A 19,249-nucleotide genomic window follows, 5' to 3' on the forward strand; every position below is an offset into this window, starting at 1 on the left:
ATGATTATTCAATACTTTTTTTTATTTTGTTCAACTCATTGCCCAAAATACAATTAAACATGTTAAAGAAATTTTAGTAAATTTGACTTATTCAGTCAGTTATAAACAATAACATTATCTATCTTTTGGTCAAGTATTTTTTACTTTATAAATCAATAAAGTAAATAAAAACTAAGCAGCCAATTATATGAAAAATATAGAATTTATTTAATCTATTCAAGTCGACCTAATCGCAATTTTCGCATTCAAATAAAAAATAGTATAAAAAAAGAACCCTGCACTAAGCAAGGTTCTTTTGAAGCTTTAGAAAAGAAGATTAGTTCTTTTCTTTGTCTACGATTTTGTTCGCTTGAATCCAAGGCATCATTGCACGTAACTTATTACCAGTTACTTCAATACCATGTGCAGCATTTTGACGACGACGAGCAGTCATAGATGGGTAGTTTAATGCACCCTCTTGAATGAACATCTTCGCGTATTCACCAGATTGAATACGTTTTAATGCATTACGCATCGCTTCACGAGACTGCTCGTTAATTACTTCAGTACCCGTTACATATTCACCGTACTCAGCATTGTTAGATACTGAGTAGTTCATGTCAGCGATACCGCCTTCGAACATTAAGTCAACGATCAATTTAAGCTCGTGTAAACATTCGAAGTAAGCCATTTCAGGTGCATAACCAGCTTCAACTAAAGTTTCGAAGCCCATTTTCACGAGTTCAACTGCACCACCACAAAGAACTGCTTGCTCACCGAATAAGTCAGTTTCAGTTTCTTCACGGAATGAAGTTTCGATAATACCTGTACGGCCGCCACCTACGCCAGAAGCATAAGAAAGAGCAACGTTACGTGCATTACCAGAAGCATCTTGATGAATTGCGATTAGATCAGGAACACCTGAACCACGTTGGTATTCAGAACGAACTGTGTGACCAGGTGCTTTAGGAGCAACCATGATTACATCTAAATCTTTACGTGGAACAACTTGGTTATAAAGAATTGAGAAACCATGAGCAAATGCTAAAGTTGCACCTTCTTTGATGTTTGGCTCAATCACGTCACGGTAAAGTTGTGATTGGAATTCATCTGGAGTCAAAATCATTACGAGGTCAGCTTGCTTAACTGCAGCAGGAACTTCTGCAACTTTAAGACCTGCATTTTCAGCTTTCTTCCAAGAAGCTGAATCTGCACGTAAACCTACAGTTACGTCTACGCCTGAGTCTTTAAGGTTAAGTGCATGAGCATGACCTTGAGAACCGTAACCAATAATCGCTACTTTCTTGCCTTGGATGATTGATAAGTCACAGTCTTTATCGTAAAAAATTTGCATTTGTGTTCTCCGCTAAAATACTTTTTAAAAAATTAAATGGCTAATACTTTTTCGCCACGGGCGATACCAGATACACCTGAACGGACGACTTCTAGAATAGTGTTTTCCGCAAGTGCATCGATAAAACCATCTAATTTTTCAGTTGTCCCTGCTATTTGAATGGTATAGGTAGTTGGTGTCACGTCTACAATTTGCGCACGAAAAATATCCGCTGTACGCTTAATTTCTGCACGTGAAGCACCTAACGCTTTTACTTTAATCAACATCAGTTCACGCTCAATGTGCGAACCTTCTGATAAATCTACTACTTTTACAACTTCAACAAGTTTGTTGAGCTGCTTTGTAATCTGTTCAATCTTATGGTCATCGCCATAAGTAGTTAACGTCAAACGCGATAACGTAGGGTCTTCGGTTGGAGCTACATTCAACGTCTCAATGTTGTAGTTACGTTGACTGAATAAACCCACCAAACGAGAAAGCGCACCAGCTTCGTTTTCAACGAGTACAGAAATAATATGTCTCATTATGTACGCTCCCCTTTACCTAACCACATATCCTTCATAGACTGGCCTGCGATCAGCATTGGATAAACATGTTCCGTGCGATCAACCATGACATTAATGAATACACATTTATCATTAATCGCCATTGCTTCAGCAAGCTTTGACTCTAGTTCATCAGCATGATCAATCTGAATACCTACATGACCATAAGCTTCCATCAACTTACCGAAATCAGGCAATGATTCAACATATGAGCTTGAGTGACGGCCTTCATAGTTCATATCTTGCCATTGTTTAACCATACCTAATGCACGGTTATTCAAGCATAAGATCTTCACGTTCATACCGTATTGCTTACAGGTTGAAAGCTCTTGAATACACATTTGTATTGAAGCTTCACCAGTAATACAAACAACTTGTTGATCAGGGAAAGCGAGCTTCGCAGCCATTGCATAAGGTAAACCTACGCCCATGGTGCCCAATCCACCTGAGTTAATCCATTGACGAGGACGTTTGTATTTGTAGTACAACGCACCAAACATTTGGTGTTGACCCACATCTGAAGTAATGATGGCATCACCATTGGTCGCTTTATATAAAGCTTCAACAACTTGCTGTGGCTTCATTGTGCCATCAGTCGGTGTTTCGAACTTCAAGCCATGAACTTTACGCCATTCATTAATTTGATCCCACCATGCAGCAATTGCTTCAGGGTTTGGCTTAGACACATTCAATTGTTTCAATTGCGTCAACATTTCCTGAAGTACAGGCTCAACTGCCCCTACAATTGGAATGTGCGCCATAATTGTTTTTGAAATGCTCGCCGGATCAATATCAATATGAATAACTTTGGCATTCAAACAGAATTTTGCAGGGTTATTAGTTACTCGGTCATCAAAACGAGCACCTACCGCAAGAATGACATCAGCATTATGCATGGTCATATTTGCTTCATAAGTCCCATGCATACCTAACATGCCAATGAACTGGGGATCATCGCCAGGGAAGCCACCAAGGCCCATAAGTGTGTTAGTCACTGGGTAACCGAGTAAATGAGCAAGTTCAGTCAATAATGCTGATGCATTACCTTGAACAACACCACCACCCGTATAAATTACTGGACGTTTTGCACTTAAAAGCTCATCAATCGCTTTACGAATTTGACCAGAATGACCACGTGAAGGTGGCTGATAAGAACGCATCTTCACTTTTTCAGGATATTCGTACGCAAATTTTTCTGCAGGATTAGTCGCATCTTTAGGAATATCGACAACAACTGGGCCAGGGCGACCACTTGATGCGATATAAAATGCTTTTTTGATAATTGCAGGAATTTCACTTGCGTGACGAACTTGGAAACTGTGTTTCACGATCGGACGTGAAATACCCACCATATCAGTTTCTTGGAAAGCGTCTTCACCAATAAGATGTGATGCAACCTGGCCAGACAAAATCACCATTGGGATTGAGTCCATATAAGCTGTTGCAATTGGAGTCACAGTATTAGTTGCGCCAGGTCCAGAAGTGACCAGTACTACGCCAGTCTTACCTGTAGCACGCGAGTAAGCATCTGCCATATGACCAGCAGCTTGTTCATGACGTACGAGGTAATGATTAATTTTGTCTTGTTGAAATAGCGCATCATAAATATGTAATACAGCGCCGCCTGGATAACCAAAAACATGTTCAACGCCTTCGTCCGCAAGAGCACGAACGAGCATTTCACCACCAGATAAAAGTTCCAACGTGATTCACCCTAAAATCTTTATCACTATTTATGGAAGGCACAAATAGTGTTTCATTCATTGAATTGTCTGCACTGTTATAGCACACATATTGTCTAGTTTTCGTTGCAATAGAAAAATTTCTGTTTTTCAGCCGTATAAGCTTTTTTAACATTAATAAAGCATGTCTGGATATACATACTTTAAGTAAAATCAATCTCTCGGCTAGAGAGAATGTCTATTACAAAACATGACGGTTATTCGAAGGGTGATCAAATAATCGCATATAAAACTAAAGGAAGCATTTTTGTTGTTTAATTCACTAAAGTCAAGATTAAAGAAACACTTTTCTATGATTATTTTTTAACTGACTATTTTTTCATCTTATTTGATTTTTCCACTTTTCTTTTTTTATGTCTGTCCCACTTTTTTCAGGTTTATTCCTGTTTAATTTTTAACGGAAAATAAATCCATCCCAAAACTGCATTTTTGTCGATTTTGCGCTATGCTGTGCAACAATCTTTAATATCAATTTTTGTTGTATAGCTTACGTCTATGACTATTTCTCACATTGACCCCGAATATCAAGCAAACACGATTGAACCATCAGTTCAACAAGATTGGGAAAATCGTAAAGTCTTTAAAGTTGCCGACACTGTCGAAGGTAAACATCGTTACATCCTGTCAATGTTTCCTTACCCAAGCGGCAAGCTGCATATGGGGCATGTGCGTAACTATACAATTGGCGATGTGATTAGCCGTTTTTACCGTTTAAAAGGTGAAACTGTATTACAACCTATGGGTTGGGATGCATTCGGTTTACCTGCGGAAAACGCAGCAATTGCCCATAAAGTTGCTCCGGCAAAATGGACATTTGAAAACATTGCGTACATGCGTGACCAATTAAAAAAATTAGGTCTATCTGTAGATTGGGATCGTGAATTTGCAACTTGTACACCAGAGTATTATCACTGGGAACAATGGTTATTTGTTCAGCTTTATAAAAAAGGTCTGATCTACCGTAAACTTTCAACAGTAAACTGGGATCCGGTTGACCAAACAGTTTTGGCAAACGAACAAGTTGAAAATGGTCGCGGATGGCGTTCTGGTGCATTGGTTGAAAAACGCGATATTCCAATGTACTACTTCCGTATTACGGACTATGCACAAGAATTATTAGACGACCTAGACACCCTACAAGACGGCTGGCCTCAACAAGTGTTGACCATGCAACGTAACTGGATTGGTCGTTCTACAGGCATGGAAATTACTTTCCCATCTGCCAATACCGATATTTATGCTGATGGCTTAACTGTTTATACAACACGTGCTGACACGCTTATGGGCGTGACATATGTTGCCGTTGCAGCAGAACACCCTCTTGCGCTTAAAGCTGCTGAAAATAACCCTGAATTGGCTGCATTTATTGAAGAATGCCGCATGGGTTCAGTTGCAGAAGCGGACTTGGCAACAGCCGAGAAAAAAGGTATGGCAACAGGTTTGTTTGTAAAGCACCCTGTAACTGGTGAAGAGCTTCCTGTCTGGATCGCAAACTACGTATTAATGTCTTATGGTTCTGGCGCAGTCATGGCTGTACCGGCACATGATGAACGTGATTTTGAATTTGCCAACAAATTCAATTTGCCAATTAAACAAGTGATTGATGCCAAAGGTACTGACGATGCGGACTATTCTGCAACTGAATGGCAAGAATGGTACGGTTCTAAAGAAGGTAAACTTGTTAATTCTGGTGAGTTTGACGGTTTAGAGTTCCAAGCTGCTTTCGATGCATTCCTTGCAAAATTAGAACCACAAGGTTTAGCAAATTCTAAAGTTCAATTCCGTTTACGTGACTGGGGTGTTTCTCGTCAACGTTACTGGGGTTGTCCAATTCCAATGATTAACTGTGATACTTGTGGTCAAGTCACAGTTCCAGAAAACCAGCTTCCGGTTGTATTACCAACTGACGTTGTTCCAGATGGTTCAGGTAACCCATTAAATAAAATGCCTGAATTCTATGAAACTAAATGTCCTTGTTGTGGTGGCGATGCACGCCGTGAAACAGATACTTTAGATACATTTGTAGAGTCATCTTGGTACTACGCACGCTATGCTTCTCCAGACTTTACTGGTGGTATGGTTAAACCTGAAGCAGCTCAAAACTGGCTTCCTGTAAACCAATACATTGGTGGTGTTGAGCACGCGATTCTTCACTTACTTTATGCACGTTTCTTCCACAAATTAATGCGTGATGAAGGCGTGGTACAAGGTAATGAACCATTTACCAACTTGTTAACTCAAGGCATGGTGCTTGCAGATACATTCTACCGTGAAGCAGAAAATGGTAAGAAAACTTGGTTTAACCCTGCTGACATCGAATTAGAGCGTGACGAAAAAGGTCGCATCATTTCTGCGAAATATTCAGGTGACGGTCAAGAAGTGATTATCGGCGGACAAGAAAAAATGTCTAAGTCGAAAAATAACGGTATTGACCCACAAGCGATTATTGATCAATACGGCGCAGATACAGCACGTGTATTCATGATGTTTGCTGCTCCACCAGATCAATCTTTAGAATGGTCTGATGCAGGTGTTGAAGGTGCAAATCGTTTCTTGAAACGTGTATGGCGTCTTGTAGCAAGCTTCCTTGAAAAAGGTAACCAAGCCTCTACGATTGATGCAGCTAACTTGTCTAAAGATGCTCAAGATTTACGTCGTAAGACTCACGAAACTATTCAAAAAGTAAGTGATGACATTGAACGTCGCCATGCATTCAATACTGCAATTGCTGCTTTGATGGAATTGTTAAATGCAAGCAATAAGTTTGAAGCAAAAGACGACAACGACGTTGCTGTAGAACGTGAAGCGATTACCACACTATTAACTTTACTTGCGCCATTTGCACCACATTTAAGTCAAACATTATTGGCTCAGTTTGGTACAGATGTGACAGAGGCAACATTCCCTGAAGTCGATGCTTCTGCATTAACTCGTAATACCCAAACGATTGTTGTACAGGTTAACGGTAAACTTCGCGGTAAACTTGAAGTTTCTGTTGATATTTCTAAAGAAGATCTATTAGCTCAAGCTAAAGCTTTACCAGAAGTTCAACAATTCTTAACAGGACCAACAAAGAAAGAAATTGTGGTTCCAAATAAATTAGTTAACCTCGTGGTTTAATTAAAGTTATTAATGAGAGGATCAAGCATGCACTTTGCCAAACGTTTAGCCGCTGTTGTTTTGACCTTAGGCCTTAGTGCAGGCTTAGTCGGGTGTGGCTTTCATTTAAAAGGAAGCAACCCGACTGCAACTCCGCTTGTTTATAAAAAATTAAGCCTTGAGTTACCAGCAAAAACTGATGACTTGGAAACGCAGTTAAAAGTATATTTAGCTGCAAATGGTGTTCAACTCAGCAATGATAACGATGCCTACGTACTCCGTGTTTTAGAGTACAGTCCACGTCGTCAGCTTTTAAACGGAAAATTAACGGAAGTATTATTACGTTTAACTGTAACCTTCCAGATTGAAGACCGTCAGGGTAATAAAATTACAGAACCACGTTCGTTAACTGCATCTCGTAGTTATCAATATGATCTTGCAACGGTTAATACCGAAAATCAGCAAGAATCTTATTTACAACGTATTGTGATTGATGACATTGCACAGCAAATTACTCGTCAGATTTCAGCAAACCGTTTACCAAAAGCTCAGCCTTAATCTTTATTTTTACCAGCAATGAAAATTGACTATTTACAAGCCTTAAAACGCATTCCGGAAGCACGGGGTGCGTGGATTTTACACGGCCAAGAACCTTTGCTGGAACAAAATTTATTAGATGCTTTTCGTAAAAGTTGGCAACAACAAGAAGTTGAAAGACAACGCTACGATATTAGTAGCGTGAGCGACTGGAAAAATGTTTTTAATGCACTTAACAGCTTATCTTTATTTTCTCAGCAGCTCGCCATTGAAGTACATGGCAATATAAAACCTGATGCAAATGGATTAAAACAACTTAAAAGTTATATTCAGCATAATGAAACTAACCTACTTTTAATTGTTTTACCTAAGCAAGATAGTAGTAGTTTAAAGTCTGCTTTTTTCCAAGTTGTGGAAGCAAATGGTGTTGTCGTTGCCCTAACAGCGAACTATCCGCAAGACCGTCAAAGAATTTTATCTGCTGAAGCAGAAAAACTTGAAATTCAACTCGACAATGACGCTTGGCACTGGCTCATGCAACATCATGAGCACAATTTGCTTGCAGCTAAAAATAGCTTGATGCGTGTAAGAGACACTTTTCCAGACCAACAACTGATTCAAATTGAACAGTTATATGCTTGTTTACAAGATCAATCTCGTTACACCACTTACGATTTAAGCGACGCGCTATTAGAAGGTAATCTCGCTCAATCCATTAAAATTTTTCAATATTTAATTGCTGCTGGCGAACCAGAAAGTCTGATTTTATGGACTTTAAGTAAAGAAATGCGTTTATTGATGCAATTATTTGAGCAGCCTCATAATGCATTACAACTTGGCATCTGGAAAACTAAAGTCAGTTTATATCAACAAGCATTAAGAAGATTAAATCCTCAACAATTTTTAGGATGGTCTACCCTTCTATTGCAAGTTGATGCAGCAATTAAAGGTATGTCGAACGAAAATGCCCAACATTTGATGCAGCAGGCGATTGCTGAATTATGTGGGAAAACGCTATTTATACAATAATTCGGCGGAATCATTTTTCTTCATTCTTGAATTATCATAAAAATTCACGTTTTATCCTCATTTCGCTTTTATACTAAATTAAATTTTAAACTTTTCGACCTCTCACCATGCCAAAAATAAAGCCAATCAAACTCGTTATTATCATCGTCTGTATAGCAATTATTGCTGTATTAGCTTGGAAGTTTTTAAAACCTAAACAGCAGCAGCCTCAATATATTACTGCTGAAGTGACACGTGGGGATATTGAAAATAATGTACTTGCGACAGGTACACTTGATGCAACCAAACTCATTAGTGTGGGTGCGCAGGTATCTGGTCAGGTTAAAAAGATGTATGTACAGTTGGGCGATCAGGTTAAGCAAGGTCAACTTATTGCACAAATTGACTCAACAACCCAAGAAAACAGCTTAAAAACTTCTGATGCGAATATTAAAAATTTAGAAGCACAACGTCTTCAACAAGTTGCTTCATTAAATGAAAAACAACTTGAGTACCGCCGTCAACAACAAATGTATGCACAAGATGCAACGCCGCGTGCAGATTTAGAATCGGCTGAGGCAAGCTATAAAACAGCTCAGGCGCAAATTAAAGCATTAGATGCACAAATTGAATCTGCCAAAGTGACAAAATCTACCGCGCAAACCAATATTGGTTATACACGTATTGTTGCTCCAACTGATGGTACGGTTGTCGCGATTGTGACTGAAGAAGGTCAAACCGTAAACGCGAACCAAAGCGCGCCAACAATTGTCAAAATTGCAAAATTACAAAACATGACGATTAAGGCGCAAGTCAGTGAAGCTGACATTATGAAAGTTGAAAAAGGACAACAGGTTTACTTTACAACTTTAGGTGATGAAACCAAGCGCTATGCAACTTTACGTCAAATTGAACCAGCTCCTGACTCAATTTCGAGCGAATCAACAAGTAATACAAGTTCAACGACCAGTTCGGCTGTCTACTATAATGCTTTATTCGATGTGCCAAATACCGATGGTAAATTGCGTATTGATATGACTGCACAAGTTTATATCGTATTAAACTCAGCTAAAAATGCTTTATTGGTTCCATCTTCTGCTTTAAGTAGTAAACAATTTTCTGGTCAAAGAAAATCAGGTCAGTCATCTGAGAAAGCAAGTTCTACCCCAAGTACAGAACGCAAACATCAAGGTAATGGTGCTCGTTTAGAACGCTTAAATTTAACTGCTGAACAAAAACAACTGGTTGAACAAGGTAAAGCAACGCTAAACGTAGTACGTATTTTACAAGCAGATGGTACAACCAAACCGACTCAAATTTTGGTGGGTATTAATAACCGTGTAAATGCGCAAGTTCTTGCTGGATTAAAACAAGGTGACCAAGTTGTAATTGCAGATAGTTCAGATACTTCTGCTGCTTCTGCAAATAGTGGTAATAACCGTCGCCGTGGCCCAATGGGAATGTAAGCATGACAAAACAAGCATTGCTTGAAGTCAGCAATCTGGTCCGGGAATTCCCTGCTGGCGAAAGCACAATACAAATTTTAAAAGGCATAGACCTAACCATCTATGAAGGTGAACTGGTTGCCATTGTCGGCCAGTCTGGTTCTGGTAAATCGACCCTCATGAATATTTTGGGTTGTTTGGACCGACCTACGAGTGGTAGTTATAAGGTTAATGGGCAAGAAACGGGTAAACTTGAGCCCGATCAGCTCGCTCGACTTCGCCGTGAATATTTTGGTTTTATTTTCCAGCGCTACCATTTACTTGGTGACTTATCTGCTGAAGGTAACGTTGAAGTTCCCGCTGTTTATGCAGGGGTTACCCCTTCTGAGCGTAAACAACGCGCAACGGCTCTACTGACCGAATTAGGATTGGGCACGAAAACACTCAATAGGCCAAGCCAACTTTCTGGTGGTCAGCAGCAACGTGTTTCTATTGCCCGTGCGCTCATGAATGGCGGTGACGTCATTCTGGCAGATGAACCGACGGGGGCACTCGACTCTCATAGTGGTGTTGAGGTGATGCGTATTTTGCGTGAACTCAATGCCGCAGGTCACACTATTATTTTAGTCACTCATGATATGCAAGTTGCAAAAAATGCGACTCGTATTATCGAGATTAGTGACGGAGAAATTATTAGTGACCGTCCTAACGTTCCAGATCATGCAGCCGAACCGATCAAATCTGATCCTGATGCCGCTCCTGCTTTACAAGGTAAACAGAAGAAAGGCAAAAGTATTTCTGCATGGCGTTCTACTTTAGACCGTTTATCTGAAGCCTTCCAAATGGCTTTACTGTCTATGAATGCCCACCGCATGCGTACTTTTTTAACCATGCTGGGGATCATTATTGGTATTGCATCTGTTGTTACGGTGGTCGCTCTAGGTAAAGGCTCTCAACAGCAAATTTTAAGCAATATTAGTAGTCTCGGAACAAATACAATTACGGTATTTCAGGGCCGTGGTTTTGGTGACAACTCCAAAACTGCAAGTTTTAAGACTTTGGTTCCTGCCGATGCTGATGCGTTAATGACTCAGCCTTATGTCAGTGCGGTCAGTCCAATGGTCAGTACATCCAAAACTATGCGTTACCAACAAAATGAAGCAAATGCGACCATTAATGGTGTGAGTAACGATTATTTCGACGTAAAAGGTTTAGTCTTTAAAGATGGGCAAACTTTTGACCAACGTAGTGTTCGTGACCGCTCACAAGATGTAGTCATTGATACCAATACTCAAAAACAATTCTTTAGTGACGGTACCAACCCAATTGGTCAAGTGGTACTGCTCGGTAGTGTACCTGCGCGTATTATTGGTGTGGTAGAACCGCAAACAAGCGGTATGGGCTCAGATGACACTCTAAATGTCTATATGCCTTATACAACCGTAATGAGCCGTATGTTGGGTCAATCGAATGTCCGTAATATCGTGGTTCGTATTAATGATAAATATTCAACTGCTGCCGCAGAAAATGCCATCGTTAACTTATTAACCCAGCGACATGGTGCACAAGATATTTTCACCATGAACAGTGACAGTATCCGTCAAACCATTGAGAAAACAACCAGCACAATGACGCTTCTGGTTTCAGCAATTGCCGTAATTTCTTTGGTCGTCGGTGGTATCGGGGTAATGAATATTATGTTGGTTTCGGTAACTGAACGTACTCAAGAAATTGGTGTACGTATGGCCGTAGGTGCTCGTCAAAGTGATATTTTGCAACAATTCCTGATTGAAGCAATTTTAGTGTGTTTAATTGGTGGTGTGCTTGGCGTCTTATTGTCGCTTGGCCTTGGGCAACTTATTAATAAATTTGCTGGAGGTAACTTTAGCGTAGCTTATTCAAGCACATCAATTATTGCAGCCTTTGTCTGTTCAACACTGATTGGTGTCGTTTTTGGTTTCTTACCAGCCAAGAATGCCGCAAAACTTGACCCTGTTGCCGCACTATCTCGAGAATAAGGAAAATTGCATGTCTTTCTCTATGACTAAACTCAGCACAGCACTTCTCCTCACGAGTTCTCTTGTAGGATGCGCAGCTGTAGTAAAAACCCCTTATGAAACACCTGCGGTACAAGTTCCAGGTAGTTTTCAATATGACACAGCAAAAGCTATGTCTGCCGATCAATACTCTGACCGTTGGTGGATGCTTTTTAACGATGCGCAGCTTAATCAGCTCGTAAGCAATGTATTAGAGCGTAACAGTGATTTAGCAGTTGCAGGTATTGCCTTAAAGCAAGCTCGTCTACAAGCTGATCTAACTGCAAACAAACAAGGCTTACGAACCAGTTCTAGTGTTTCTACAGGACATTCTTTCGATTTAAATTCGGGAGATGACAGCGCTAAAGGTCTTTCAATGAGCGCTGGAGTAAGCTATGAGCTTGATTTATTTGGCAAGCTTGCACGCCAAACCGAAGCAAGTAAATGGGAAGCTTTAGCAACTGAACAAGATTTACAAGCTACTGGACAAAGTTTAATTGCAACCACTGCCAAACTCTATTGGCAACTGGGTTATTTAAATGAACGTTATGCGACTGCTCAGCAAAGCCTAGCGACCTCTCAAAAGCTTTATGACTTGGTTCAGATTCAATATAAAGCTGGTGCCGTTTCAGGTGTAGATCTGACTCAAGCAGAACAATCGGTGCAAAGCCAAAAAGCAAGCTTAAGCCAGATTGAACAACAACTGGTTGAAACACGCACAGCCATTGCAGTGTTATTGCATGAGCCATTACAGCAACTAAACATTCAAGAGCCAAAGCGTTTACCACGCACTGCTCTACCTGTGATTGGTGCTGGTTTACCTGCCGATATTTTATCGCGCCGGCCTGATTTGCAAGCAAGTGAGCTCCGCTTAAGAAAAGCATTAGCAACTAAAGATGCAACCAAAGCAAGCTACTACCCATCAATTAGCTTAACCAGTAGTTTAGGCTCAAGCAGCACATCGTTAACGGAGTTGTTACGCAACCCTGCCCTGACGCTTGGTGCAAGTTTAAGCTTACCGTTTTTGCAATATAACGATATGAAAAAAGATATCGCGATTAGCAATCTAGATTATGAAAAAGCGATTATTCAATATCGTCAAACGCTATATCAGGCTTTTGCTGATGTCGAAAATGCTTTATCGAGTCGTACAGAACTCGACAAACAAGTAGCATTACAAGAACGTAATGTTGAACTTGCAGAAAAAACCGAACGTTTAACTGAAGTCCGCTACCGTTATGGTGCTGTTGCATTAAAGACTCTTCTCGATGCACAACAAACCACACGTACTGCTCGCTTAAGCCTCGTTGAAACCAAGCAAAGCCAATACAACGCGTATGTCACCCTCATGCAAGCTTTAGGTGGTTCCCCTGTAAAAGAACTGCCGCAATAACTTGTACCAATTAAAAAAGCCGTAGTCCTTCAACTACGGCTTTTTTATAGCTGAATAAATTTTAAAACTTATTCGTCATCCATCATAGATTGGCTCATACCTACAGTATTGAAACCAGCATCTACATATAGAATTTCACCAGTAATACCCGAAGCCCAAGGTGAGCATAGGAATAATGCTGCGTTACCTACTTCTTCAATAGTTACATTACGCTTTAACGGCGCAACTTTTTCATTGGCATCTAACATTTTACGGAAAGATTTAATACCAGAAGCAGCTAAAGTACGGATTGGACCCGCAGAAATCGCATTTACGCGAATACCATCAACACCTAAGCTTGATGCTAAATAGCGAACACCAGCTTCTAAAGAAGCTTTTGCCATACCCATTACGTTGTAGTTAGGCATAACGCGTTCAGAACCTTGGTAAGTCAAAGTTAATAAACAACCTTGACGAGCTTGTAATAGAGGTTTTGCAGCACGTGCCATTGCAACAAAGCTGTATGCACTGATGTCATGAGCAACTTTAAAACCTTCACGGTCAGTCACGTCAGTGAAGTCACCGTCAAGTGTATGTGCAGGTGCAAAGCCAATTGAATGTACAACACCGTCTACACCATCCCAATGTTTTGCAAGTTCTGCAAATGCATTATCAATTTCAGCATCAACAGCAACATCACATGGAAACACAAGCTTAGAACCGAATTGCTCAGCAAATTCATCCACACGTTTTTTTAATTTTTCGTTTGGATAAGTAAACGCAAGCTCTGCACCTTCACGGTGTAATGCTTGGGCAATACCAAAAGCAATTGATAATTTACTAGCAACGCCTGCAATCAAAAAGCGCTTACCTGCTAAAAGTCCTTGTGTCATGCCGATCTCACTCAAAACAATTTCAAGCATAATGCCAATATTCGGCGGTTTTCGAAATTGCATAATGCATCTTTTTTCAAAAATCGCACGAAAAAAAATCGCTCCTGATGAGGAGCGACTTCTAGATGAATTCAATCTTAGTCGTCAGACAATAAGCCAAGTAAGCGTAAGAAAGAAATATACATCCATACTAAAGTTGCAAGTAGCGCAATACCACACAACCATTCCATGAATTTTGGTGCACGATACGCTGCGTTGGTTTCAATTAAATCAAAATCTAAAATCAGATTAAGTGAAGCGATTACCGCTACAAATGCAGCAAAACCAATACCTAACCAGTTACTTTCAAAAATATAAGGAACGCTTGAACCAAATGCTAAACGCATGACCATCTGCACAATAAATACAATAAATATCGCTAAAGATGCAGAGATTACAACTGACTTGAACTTTTCAGTAGCGCGGATAATTTGGAATTTATATAGACCAAACATCACCAAGGTGGTGACAAAGGTCGCTAATAAAGCCTGAAGTGGAACACCTGGGTATTTCAACTGGAAAGTAAACGAAATACCACCTAAAAAAGCCCCTTCAAATAAGGCATACGGAATTGCTAATGTTGGCGCGGTCGTTGGTTTAAACGTTGTAATTAAAGCTAAAACCAAGCCACCAATTGCACCCACAATTGAAGCCGCGTAAGCAATACCAACATTTGCAGTAAAGGCTGCATAGAAAAATAAAGCGACACCCACCGCAGCTGCAATGACCGTCAACATAACAGATTTTTGAATCGCACCTTGCACAGTCATCGGTTGACTATAGTCACTGACCGTTTCAACACGCGTCAGTATCGGGTTATTACTTTGCATAAATGCTCTCTTTTTATAATAAAAATTTAAAACATCATTTTAAGCAAAATGAATATGAAAGCCAAATTAAGCAATCGGCATTATTGTAACAATGTCCTTTATGCAATAAAAAAGGAGGCAATAGCCTCCCTTTCATATCAAATCTAAAACATTATTAATCTTTACCATCAGTATTCATGATAAAGAAATATTCGCGGTAATATTTCAACTCTGAAATTGAGTCACGAATATCATCCATTGCCAAATGTGATGCATTCTTTTTCAAGCCACTCATAATTTCAGGGCGCCAGCGTTTTGAAAGCTCTTTTACCGTAGATACATCAAGATTACGATAATGGAAATACTGCTCAAGTTCAGGCATAAGACGGTGTAAGAAACGGCGATCCTGACAGATTGAGTTACCGCACATTGGTGAAACTTTTGGATTTACCCATTTTTTTAGGAATTCTAAAGTTTGTAACTCAGCATCACGGGCTGTTAACTTACTACGACGAACTCGTTCAATCAGACCAGACTGCCCATGTTGACGAGTGTTCCATTCATCCATTGCATTTAAAATACGATCAGGTTGATGAATAGCCAAAACTGGACCTTCGGCAAGTACATTTAAATGATCATCTGTAATAATTGTTGCGATTTCAATAATTTGGTCATTATCGGTATCTAATCCGGTCATTTCCAGATCAATCCAAATTAATCGTGTATTTAAAGTACTGCTCATGAATGTACGTTCTAAAATGCCGTAAAAACATCAATAGTAGCAAATTTCTTGCTTCCGCGCTGTAATTCTATAGCTGCTTCATGCTATTTTTGCGGTCTTCAAACAATGGTTTTTTTGGGATATGAATGGCTTTAATTCGTAAGCGTCGTTTAACTGAACAGCAGCAACGTCGTATTGAAAAACAGCATAAAACTCGCCAAGAAGAGATCGATACTTCACATGATCTAGACGGACTCGTTGTACAACATTATGGCCGTCAACTTGAAGTACAAGCTCTCTCTGTACCTGAGCATCACCCAGAAAAACCACAAGTTGCCGAAGGAGAACCAGAACCATTCTGGAAGCCGATCGAGCTTAATAGTGTTTGGCGTTGCCATACTCGAACTAATCTTGAGTTACTTGTAACTGGTGATCGTGTTAAATGGCAGGCAGACCCAAATACGGGTTTAGGCATTATTACAGCCATTCATCCACGTACATCTTTACTTACCCGCCCTGACCGCTATCACAAAGTTAAACCAGTGGCAGCAAATATCAGTTTGATTGTGATTGTATTTTCACCGCTTCCTGAACCAGCTCCAACGTTAATTGATCGATATTTAGTTGCTTGTGCAGACGCTAACATTCCTGCTCTTTTGGTCCTCAATAAGTCTGATTTACTCACTGAAAATGACCCAATTCTCACACTATTAGAAGAATATAAAACCTTGGGTTATGAAGTGATGATTTGTCAGTCCAAGAAGGGAGACATCTCTGCTTTATCTGAGCGTTTAGATGGTGAAACCGTAGCATTTGTAGGGCAATCAGGCGTAGGAAAAAGCTCTTTAATTAATGTGCTCATTCCAGATGCAGAGCAAAAAACTAATGTTATTTCTGAAAATTCTGCACTTGGACAACACACGACAACCTCTACGCGCTTAATCAACTTCGGTAAAAATGGTGCCTTAATTGATTCTCCGGGAATTCGTGAGTTTGGGCTTTGGCATCTCGATTTAGAAAAAATTCGTATGGGCTTTCCAGACATTGCAGCACATTTAGGATCTTGCCAATTCCGTAATTGCACACATACTCATGAAAAGAATTGTGGGCTTAAACAGGCCGTTGAAGCGGGTGAAATTTTGCCACGACGTCTTGATAGCTTTTTGCGTTTAATCGACGAGATTCAAGAAGCACAGCAAAAAAACTGATTTTCTGCCCTATTTGCCCTTGAAGTGGTGATTTTGATCACCATCTATATACGCTATACTCTAGGTCAATTTTGTTTTTTAATTTTTTTAGGTGACTTGTGGAACGCTGGTTAGAGTTTATGGGGAATCACCCCATTTTGTTTGGTACGCTCGGAGTCTTGATCGTGTTGTTCTTCATTTTTGAAGGTCAACGTAATGGTCGTAAAATTTCTCCACAGTCGCTTGGTATTTTAGTGAAAGCGAAAAATGCTCTTTTGATTGACTTACGCGATAGCAAAGATTTCCGCGAAGGTCACATTAGTGGCAGTCGCAATATTCCGTATAGCCAAATCGCAAGTCATGCTGACGAATTAAAAGCAAGTGACCGTCCATTGGTATTTATTTGCAACTTGGGGCAAGTTGCTGGAAGTGCTTTGCAAAAAGTTGCTCACCACGATAGCTATCGTCTTGATGGTGGTATCAGTAACTGGAAAGCACAAGGCTTACCTCTTGTTAAAAGCAAACCAAAAGCTTAAGGAGAATTATCATGGCTGCAAACGTCATTGTTTACTCAACTTCTGTATGCCCGTATTGCGTTCGTGCTAAACAGTTACTTGAGCGTAAAGGTGTTGCTTATAAAGAAGTAAATCTTTCTGTTGAAGCACCCGAAGTACGTGTTGAATTAATGCAACGCACAAATCATCGTACTGTCCCACAAATTTTCATTAACGATCAGTTTATTGGTGGTTTTGACCAACTTTATGCTTTAGAGCGTGAAGGTAAACTCGACGAATTATTGGCTTAACATCGCATCCATATTAAGGAAAAAACAATGAGCGAAGAACAACAAGTTCAACCACAATTAGCTTTAGAGCGTATTTATACAAAAGATATTTCTTTTGAGGTTCCTGGGGCGCAGGTTTTTACTAAACAATGGCAACCTGAACTTAATATCAATCTTTCTTCTGCTGCAGAAAAGATTGACCCAACTCACTTTGAAGTTTCTCTAAAAGTTGTGGTACAAGCCGATAACGACAACGAAACAGCGTTCATTGTAGATGTAACTCAATCAGGTATTTTCTTGATCGACAACATTGAAGAAGAGCGTTTACCTTATATTTTAGGCGCATACTGCCCAAATATTTTGTTCCCGTTCTTACGTGAAGCTGTAAATGATTTAGTAACTAAAGGTAGCTTCCCACAGTTACTTCTTACTCCAATCAACTTTGATGCAGAGTTCGAAGCTAACATGCAACGTGCTCAAGCTGCTGCTGTTGAAGGTCAAGCTTAATATTTTAAGCTTTCCCTTTTAATAAAAAACCGCGTAATACGCGGTTTTTTTATATTTGTTATTTATATTATTAATGATCAAGTGAGTGAAGCTGAATAGATGGAAACTGAAAACCACGGCAAGATAACTCTGAACGCCATGCCACGGTTAATATCATATTGCCAACAATAAAATTCTGATAAGCAAATGTCCCATTAAGTGGATGAGAACAGACTCCACCATGATCAGTAGGATGTGCCTGAGTATTTAACGTATTTAAATCTAAACGTATGCCTAGTCCTGAGGCTTTTAAAACCGCTTCTTTAATGGTCCAGACTTTGAACCAATATTCTCTATCTTGGTCCAAACTTAGCCACATTGCATATTCATCGGGATGAAAAGCATGTTTTGCTAATGCATCTAAGCGTACATTTCGATCAAGTTCCTCAACATCTACACCAATATCTTTAACATGTTCACTCATGGCTAAAGCGTAGAATTGTTGGCTATGTGAGTGATTAAAATGCAAAGTATGATTTAACAAATAAGGTTTACCATGTTCATGCTTGGCAAACTCCAATTCCGTTGAATTGAGTTGTAGTTTCTCTGCGATTAGTCTATTTCTGACACTCTGTATTTGTTGTTTTTTATAATAATTAAATGTACGGAAGTCGGGAAAATCTTGTTTAGACTTTAAAAGAAGCTGAGATAATGCCTGCGTATAGACTTCAATTTTGCGCTTAGACATTATCTCAACCTTACTAAATAATTAATTAGAATTTAACCACGTCGCCTTTTAATGCCACACCCGCCATCATGGTGCCTTTATAGCAATCGTAAGTTGTCGTACTCGTTGTTTCATTGGCTTTAAAATAGCTCACAATATTGGTAACGGCGTTTGCCCCTTGTGCTTTAGCATTGTTTTGCATTTGGATCAGTGCTGAACGTAAAACCCAGTCACAAGACGTTGCTGCCGACTTACCAAAACCATTGGTCTTTTTATTGGTCACAGCATCTTTTTGAATAACTTTACCACCAGACTTTGTCCCCTTTAAATAAAACTTTACAGAACCATCCAGAGTCCCATCGGCAACTGCACGGTCTACAGCTTCTTTAAAATTTAATTGATGTACTTCATCTCCAGCCTGAACAGTGGCAGTAAAACCCGCACTTAGCATTGCTACAAATAAAAGTTTTTTATTTAACATTGTTG

The 19,249-nt window shown here is 39.7% G+C and carries 18 protein-coding genes; 10 read left to right on the forward strand and 8 right to left on the reverse strand.

The window, feature by feature from the left end; all coding sequences use genetic code 11:
• Positions 1 to 316: 316 nt before the first annotated feature.
• From ilvC to ilvI, 3 genes are read right to left on the reverse strand one after another with little or no spacing between them, the layout of a single operon-like run.
• On the reverse strand, positions 317 to 1,333 hold the full coding sequence (gene ilvC / locus SOI76_RS15810) for a ketol-acid reductoisomerase (RefSeq protein WP_016142212.1): 1,017 nt from the start codon (positions 1,331 to 1,333) through the stop codon (positions 317 to 319).
• 32 nt (positions 1,334 to 1,365) lie between these two features.
• Positions 1,366 to 1,857, reverse strand: a complete 492-nt coding sequence (ilvN, locus tag SOI76_RS15815) for an acetolactate synthase small subunit (RefSeq protein WP_001215920.1) — start codon at positions 1,855 to 1,857, stop codon at positions 1,366 to 1,368.
• Entirely contained in the window at positions 1,857 to 3,581 is a 1,725-nt protein-coding gene (gene ilvI / locus SOI76_RS15820) for an acetolactate synthase 3 large subunit (protein WP_016142213.1), read from the reverse strand. The genes ilvN and ilvI overlap by 1 nt, the downstream gene beginning before the upstream one ends.
• 534 nt (positions 3,582 to 4,115) lie before the next feature.
• Here ilvI and leuS point away from each other — a divergent pair.
• The 6 genes from leuS (at position 4,116) to cmeC (ending at position 13,138) form a co-directional block, all read left to right on the forward strand.
• Positions 4,116 to 6,740, forward strand: coding sequence for a leucine--tRNA ligase (gene leuS / locus SOI76_RS15825; protein ID WP_104080372.1), 2,625 nt, complete (start codon positions 4,116 to 4,118; stop codon positions 6,738 to 6,740).
• Positions 6,741 to 6,767: 27 nt separating this feature from the next.
• Positions 6,768 to 7,277 (forward strand): LPS assembly lipoprotein LptE, encoded by a 510-nt coding sequence (gene lptE / locus SOI76_RS15830; RefSeq protein ID WP_016142215.1) that lies wholly within the window; start codon positions 6,768 to 6,770, stop codon positions 7,275 to 7,277.
• An 18-nt stretch (positions 7,278 to 7,295) separates the two neighbouring features.
• Positions 7,296 to 8,285 carry a DNA polymerase III subunit delta gene (holA, locus tag SOI76_RS15835; RefSeq protein ID WP_104080371.1) on the forward strand — a complete coding sequence of 330 codons (990 nt, stop codon included), beginning with the start codon at positions 7,296 to 7,298 and terminating at the stop codon, positions 8,283 to 8,285.
• 107 nt (positions 8,286 to 8,392) lie between these two features.
• Positions 8,393 to 9,730, forward strand: a complete 1,338-nt coding sequence (macA, locus tag SOI76_RS15840) for a MacA family efflux pump subunit (RefSeq protein WP_104080370.1) — start codon at positions 8,393 to 8,395, stop codon at positions 9,728 to 9,730.
• 2 nt (positions 9,731 to 9,732) lie between these two features.
• Positions 9,733 to 11,727, forward strand: coding sequence for a MacB family efflux pump subunit (gene macB / locus SOI76_RS15845; protein ID WP_032054410.1), 1,995 nt, complete (start codon positions 9,733 to 9,735; stop codon positions 11,725 to 11,727).
• A 22-nt stretch (positions 11,728 to 11,749) separates the two neighbouring features.
• Complete coding sequence (gene cmeC, locus SOI76_RS15850) at positions 11,750 to 13,138, forward strand: efflux transporter outer membrane subunit (RefSeq protein WP_104080388.1); 1,389 nt, start codon at positions 11,750 to 11,752, stop codon at positions 13,136 to 13,138.
• Between the two features lie 68 nt (positions 13,139 to 13,206).
• On the opposite strand, the gene fabI is transcribed toward cmeC, so the two are convergent.
• The 3 genes from fabI to orn all read right to left on the reverse strand — a co-directional run bounded on the left by fabI (position 13,207) and on the right by orn (position 15,600).
• Entirely contained in the window at positions 13,207 to 14,010 is an 804-nt protein-coding gene (fabI, locus tag SOI76_RS15855) for an enoyl-ACP reductase (protein WP_031944198.1), read from the reverse strand.
• A 137-nt stretch (positions 14,011 to 14,147) separates the two neighbouring features.
• Positions 14,148 to 14,879, reverse strand: coding sequence for a Bax inhibitor-1/YccA family membrane protein (locus SOI76_RS15860; RefSeq protein ID WP_004794670.1), 732 nt, complete (start codon positions 14,877 to 14,879; stop codon positions 14,148 to 14,150).
• Between the two features lie 154 nt (positions 14,880 to 15,033).
• Positions 15,034 to 15,600, reverse strand: a complete 567-nt coding sequence (gene orn / locus SOI76_RS15865) for an oligoribonuclease (protein WP_000099436.1) — start codon at positions 15,598 to 15,600, stop codon at positions 15,034 to 15,036.
• A 125-nt stretch (positions 15,601 to 15,725) separates the two neighbouring features.
• Here orn and rsgA point away from each other — a divergent pair, with 125 nt between their 5' ends.
• From rsgA to secB, 4 genes are all read left to right on the forward strand, one after another.
• Complete coding sequence (gene rsgA / locus SOI76_RS15870) at positions 15,726 to 16,787, forward strand: ribosome small subunit-dependent GTPase A (protein WP_104080369.1); 1,062 nt, start codon at positions 15,726 to 15,728, stop codon at positions 16,785 to 16,787.
• Positions 16,788 to 16,885: 98 nt separating this feature from the next.
• Entirely contained in the window at positions 16,886 to 17,302 is a 417-nt protein-coding gene (gene yibN / locus SOI76_RS15875) for a rhodanese-like domain-containing protein (protein WP_000443006.1), read from the forward strand.
• Positions 17,303 to 17,313: 11 nt separating this feature from the next.
• Positions 17,314 to 17,571: a glutaredoxin 3 gene (gene grxC, locus SOI76_RS15880; protein ID WP_002114715.1), complete on the forward strand. Its 258-nt coding sequence runs from the start codon at positions 17,314 to 17,316 to the stop codon at positions 17,569 to 17,571.
• Positions 17,572 to 17,598: 27 nt separating this feature from the next.
• A complete protein-coding gene (gene secB / locus SOI76_RS15885) occupies positions 17,599 to 18,057 on the forward strand; it encodes a protein-export chaperone SecB (RefSeq protein ID WP_002115005.1) in 459 nt (152 codons plus the stop codon).
• Between the two features lie 70 nt (positions 18,058 to 18,127).
• On the opposite strand, the gene ffp is transcribed toward secB, so the two are convergent.
• Together ffp and SOI76_RS15895 are read right to left on the reverse strand one after the other, a co-directional pair.
• On the reverse strand, positions 18,128 to 18,784 hold the full coding sequence (gene ffp, locus SOI76_RS15890) for a 4'-phosphopantetheinyl transferase family protein (RefSeq protein WP_104080368.1): 657 nt from the start codon (positions 18,782 to 18,784) through the stop codon (positions 18,128 to 18,130).
• A 25-nt stretch (positions 18,785 to 18,809) separates the two neighbouring features.
• Complete coding sequence (locus SOI76_RS15895; protein ID WP_016144319.1) at positions 18,810 to 19,244, reverse strand: hypothetical protein; 435 nt, start codon at positions 19,242 to 19,244, stop codon at positions 18,810 to 18,812.
• Positions 19,245 to 19,249 lie beyond the last annotated feature (5 nt).

The organism is Acinetobacter pittii, assembly GCF_034064985.1.
In the GTDB taxonomy this organism is placed as follows: domain Bacteria; phylum Pseudomonadota; class Gammaproteobacteria; order Pseudomonadales; family Moraxellaceae; genus Acinetobacter; species Acinetobacter pittii_H.

Bases quoted from the DNA above. Each gene is read 5' to 3' on its own strand.
- ilvC (WP_016142212.1), bottom strand. From the start codon at position 1,333: ATGCAAATTTTTTACGATAAAGACTGTGACTTATCAATCATCCAAGGC.
- ilvN (WP_001215920.1), bottom strand. From the start codon at position 1,857: ATGAGACATATTATTTCTGTACTCGTTGAAAACGAAGCTGGTGCGCTT.
- leuS (WP_104080372.1), top strand. From the start codon at position 4,116: ATGACTATTTCTCACATTGACCCCGAATATCAAGCAAACACGATTGAA.
- lptE (WP_016142215.1), top strand. From the start codon at position 6,768: ATGCACTTTGCCAAACGTTTAGCCGCTGTTGTTTTGACCTTAGGCCTT.
- holA (WP_104080371.1), top strand. From the start codon at position 7,296: ATGAAAATTGACTATTTACAAGCCTTAAAACGCATTCCGGAAGCACGG.
- macA (WP_104080370.1), top strand. From the start codon at position 8,393: ATGCCAAAAATAAAGCCAATCAAACTCGTTATTATCATCGTCTGTATA.
- macB (WP_032054410.1), top strand. From the start codon at position 9,733: ATGACAAAACAAGCATTGCTTGAAGTCAGCAATCTGGTCCGGGAATTC.
- cmeC (WP_104080388.1), top strand. From the start codon at position 11,750: ATGACTAAACTCAGCACAGCACTTCTCCTCACGAGTTCTCTTGTAGGA.
- fabI (WP_031944198.1), bottom strand. From the start codon at position 14,010: ATGACACAAGGACTTTTAGCAGGTAAGCGCTTTTTGATTGCAGGCGTT.
- SOI76_RS15860 (WP_004794670.1), bottom strand. From the start codon at position 14,879: ATGCAAAGTAATAACCCGATACTGACGCGTGTTGAAACGGTCAGTGAC.
- orn (WP_000099436.1), bottom strand. From the start codon at position 15,600: ATGAGCAGTACTTTAAATACACGATTAATTTGGATTGATCTGGAAATG.
- rsgA (WP_104080369.1), top strand. From the start codon at position 15,726: ATGGCTTTAATTCGTAAGCGTCGTTTAACTGAACAGCAGCAACGTCGT.
- grxC (WP_002114715.1), top strand. From the start codon at position 17,314: ATGGCTGCAAACGTCATTGTTTACTCAACTTCTGTATGCCCGTATTGC.
- secB (WP_002115005.1), top strand. From the start codon at position 17,599: ATGAGCGAAGAACAACAAGTTCAACCACAATTAGCTTTAGAGCGTATT.
- ffp (WP_104080368.1), bottom strand. From the start codon at position 18,784: ATGTCTAAGCGCAAAATTGAAGTCTATACGCAGGCATTATCTCAGCTT.
- SOI76_RS15895 (WP_016144319.1), bottom strand. From the start codon at position 19,244: ATGTTAAATAAAAAACTTTTATTTGTAGCAATGCTAAGTGCGGGTTTT.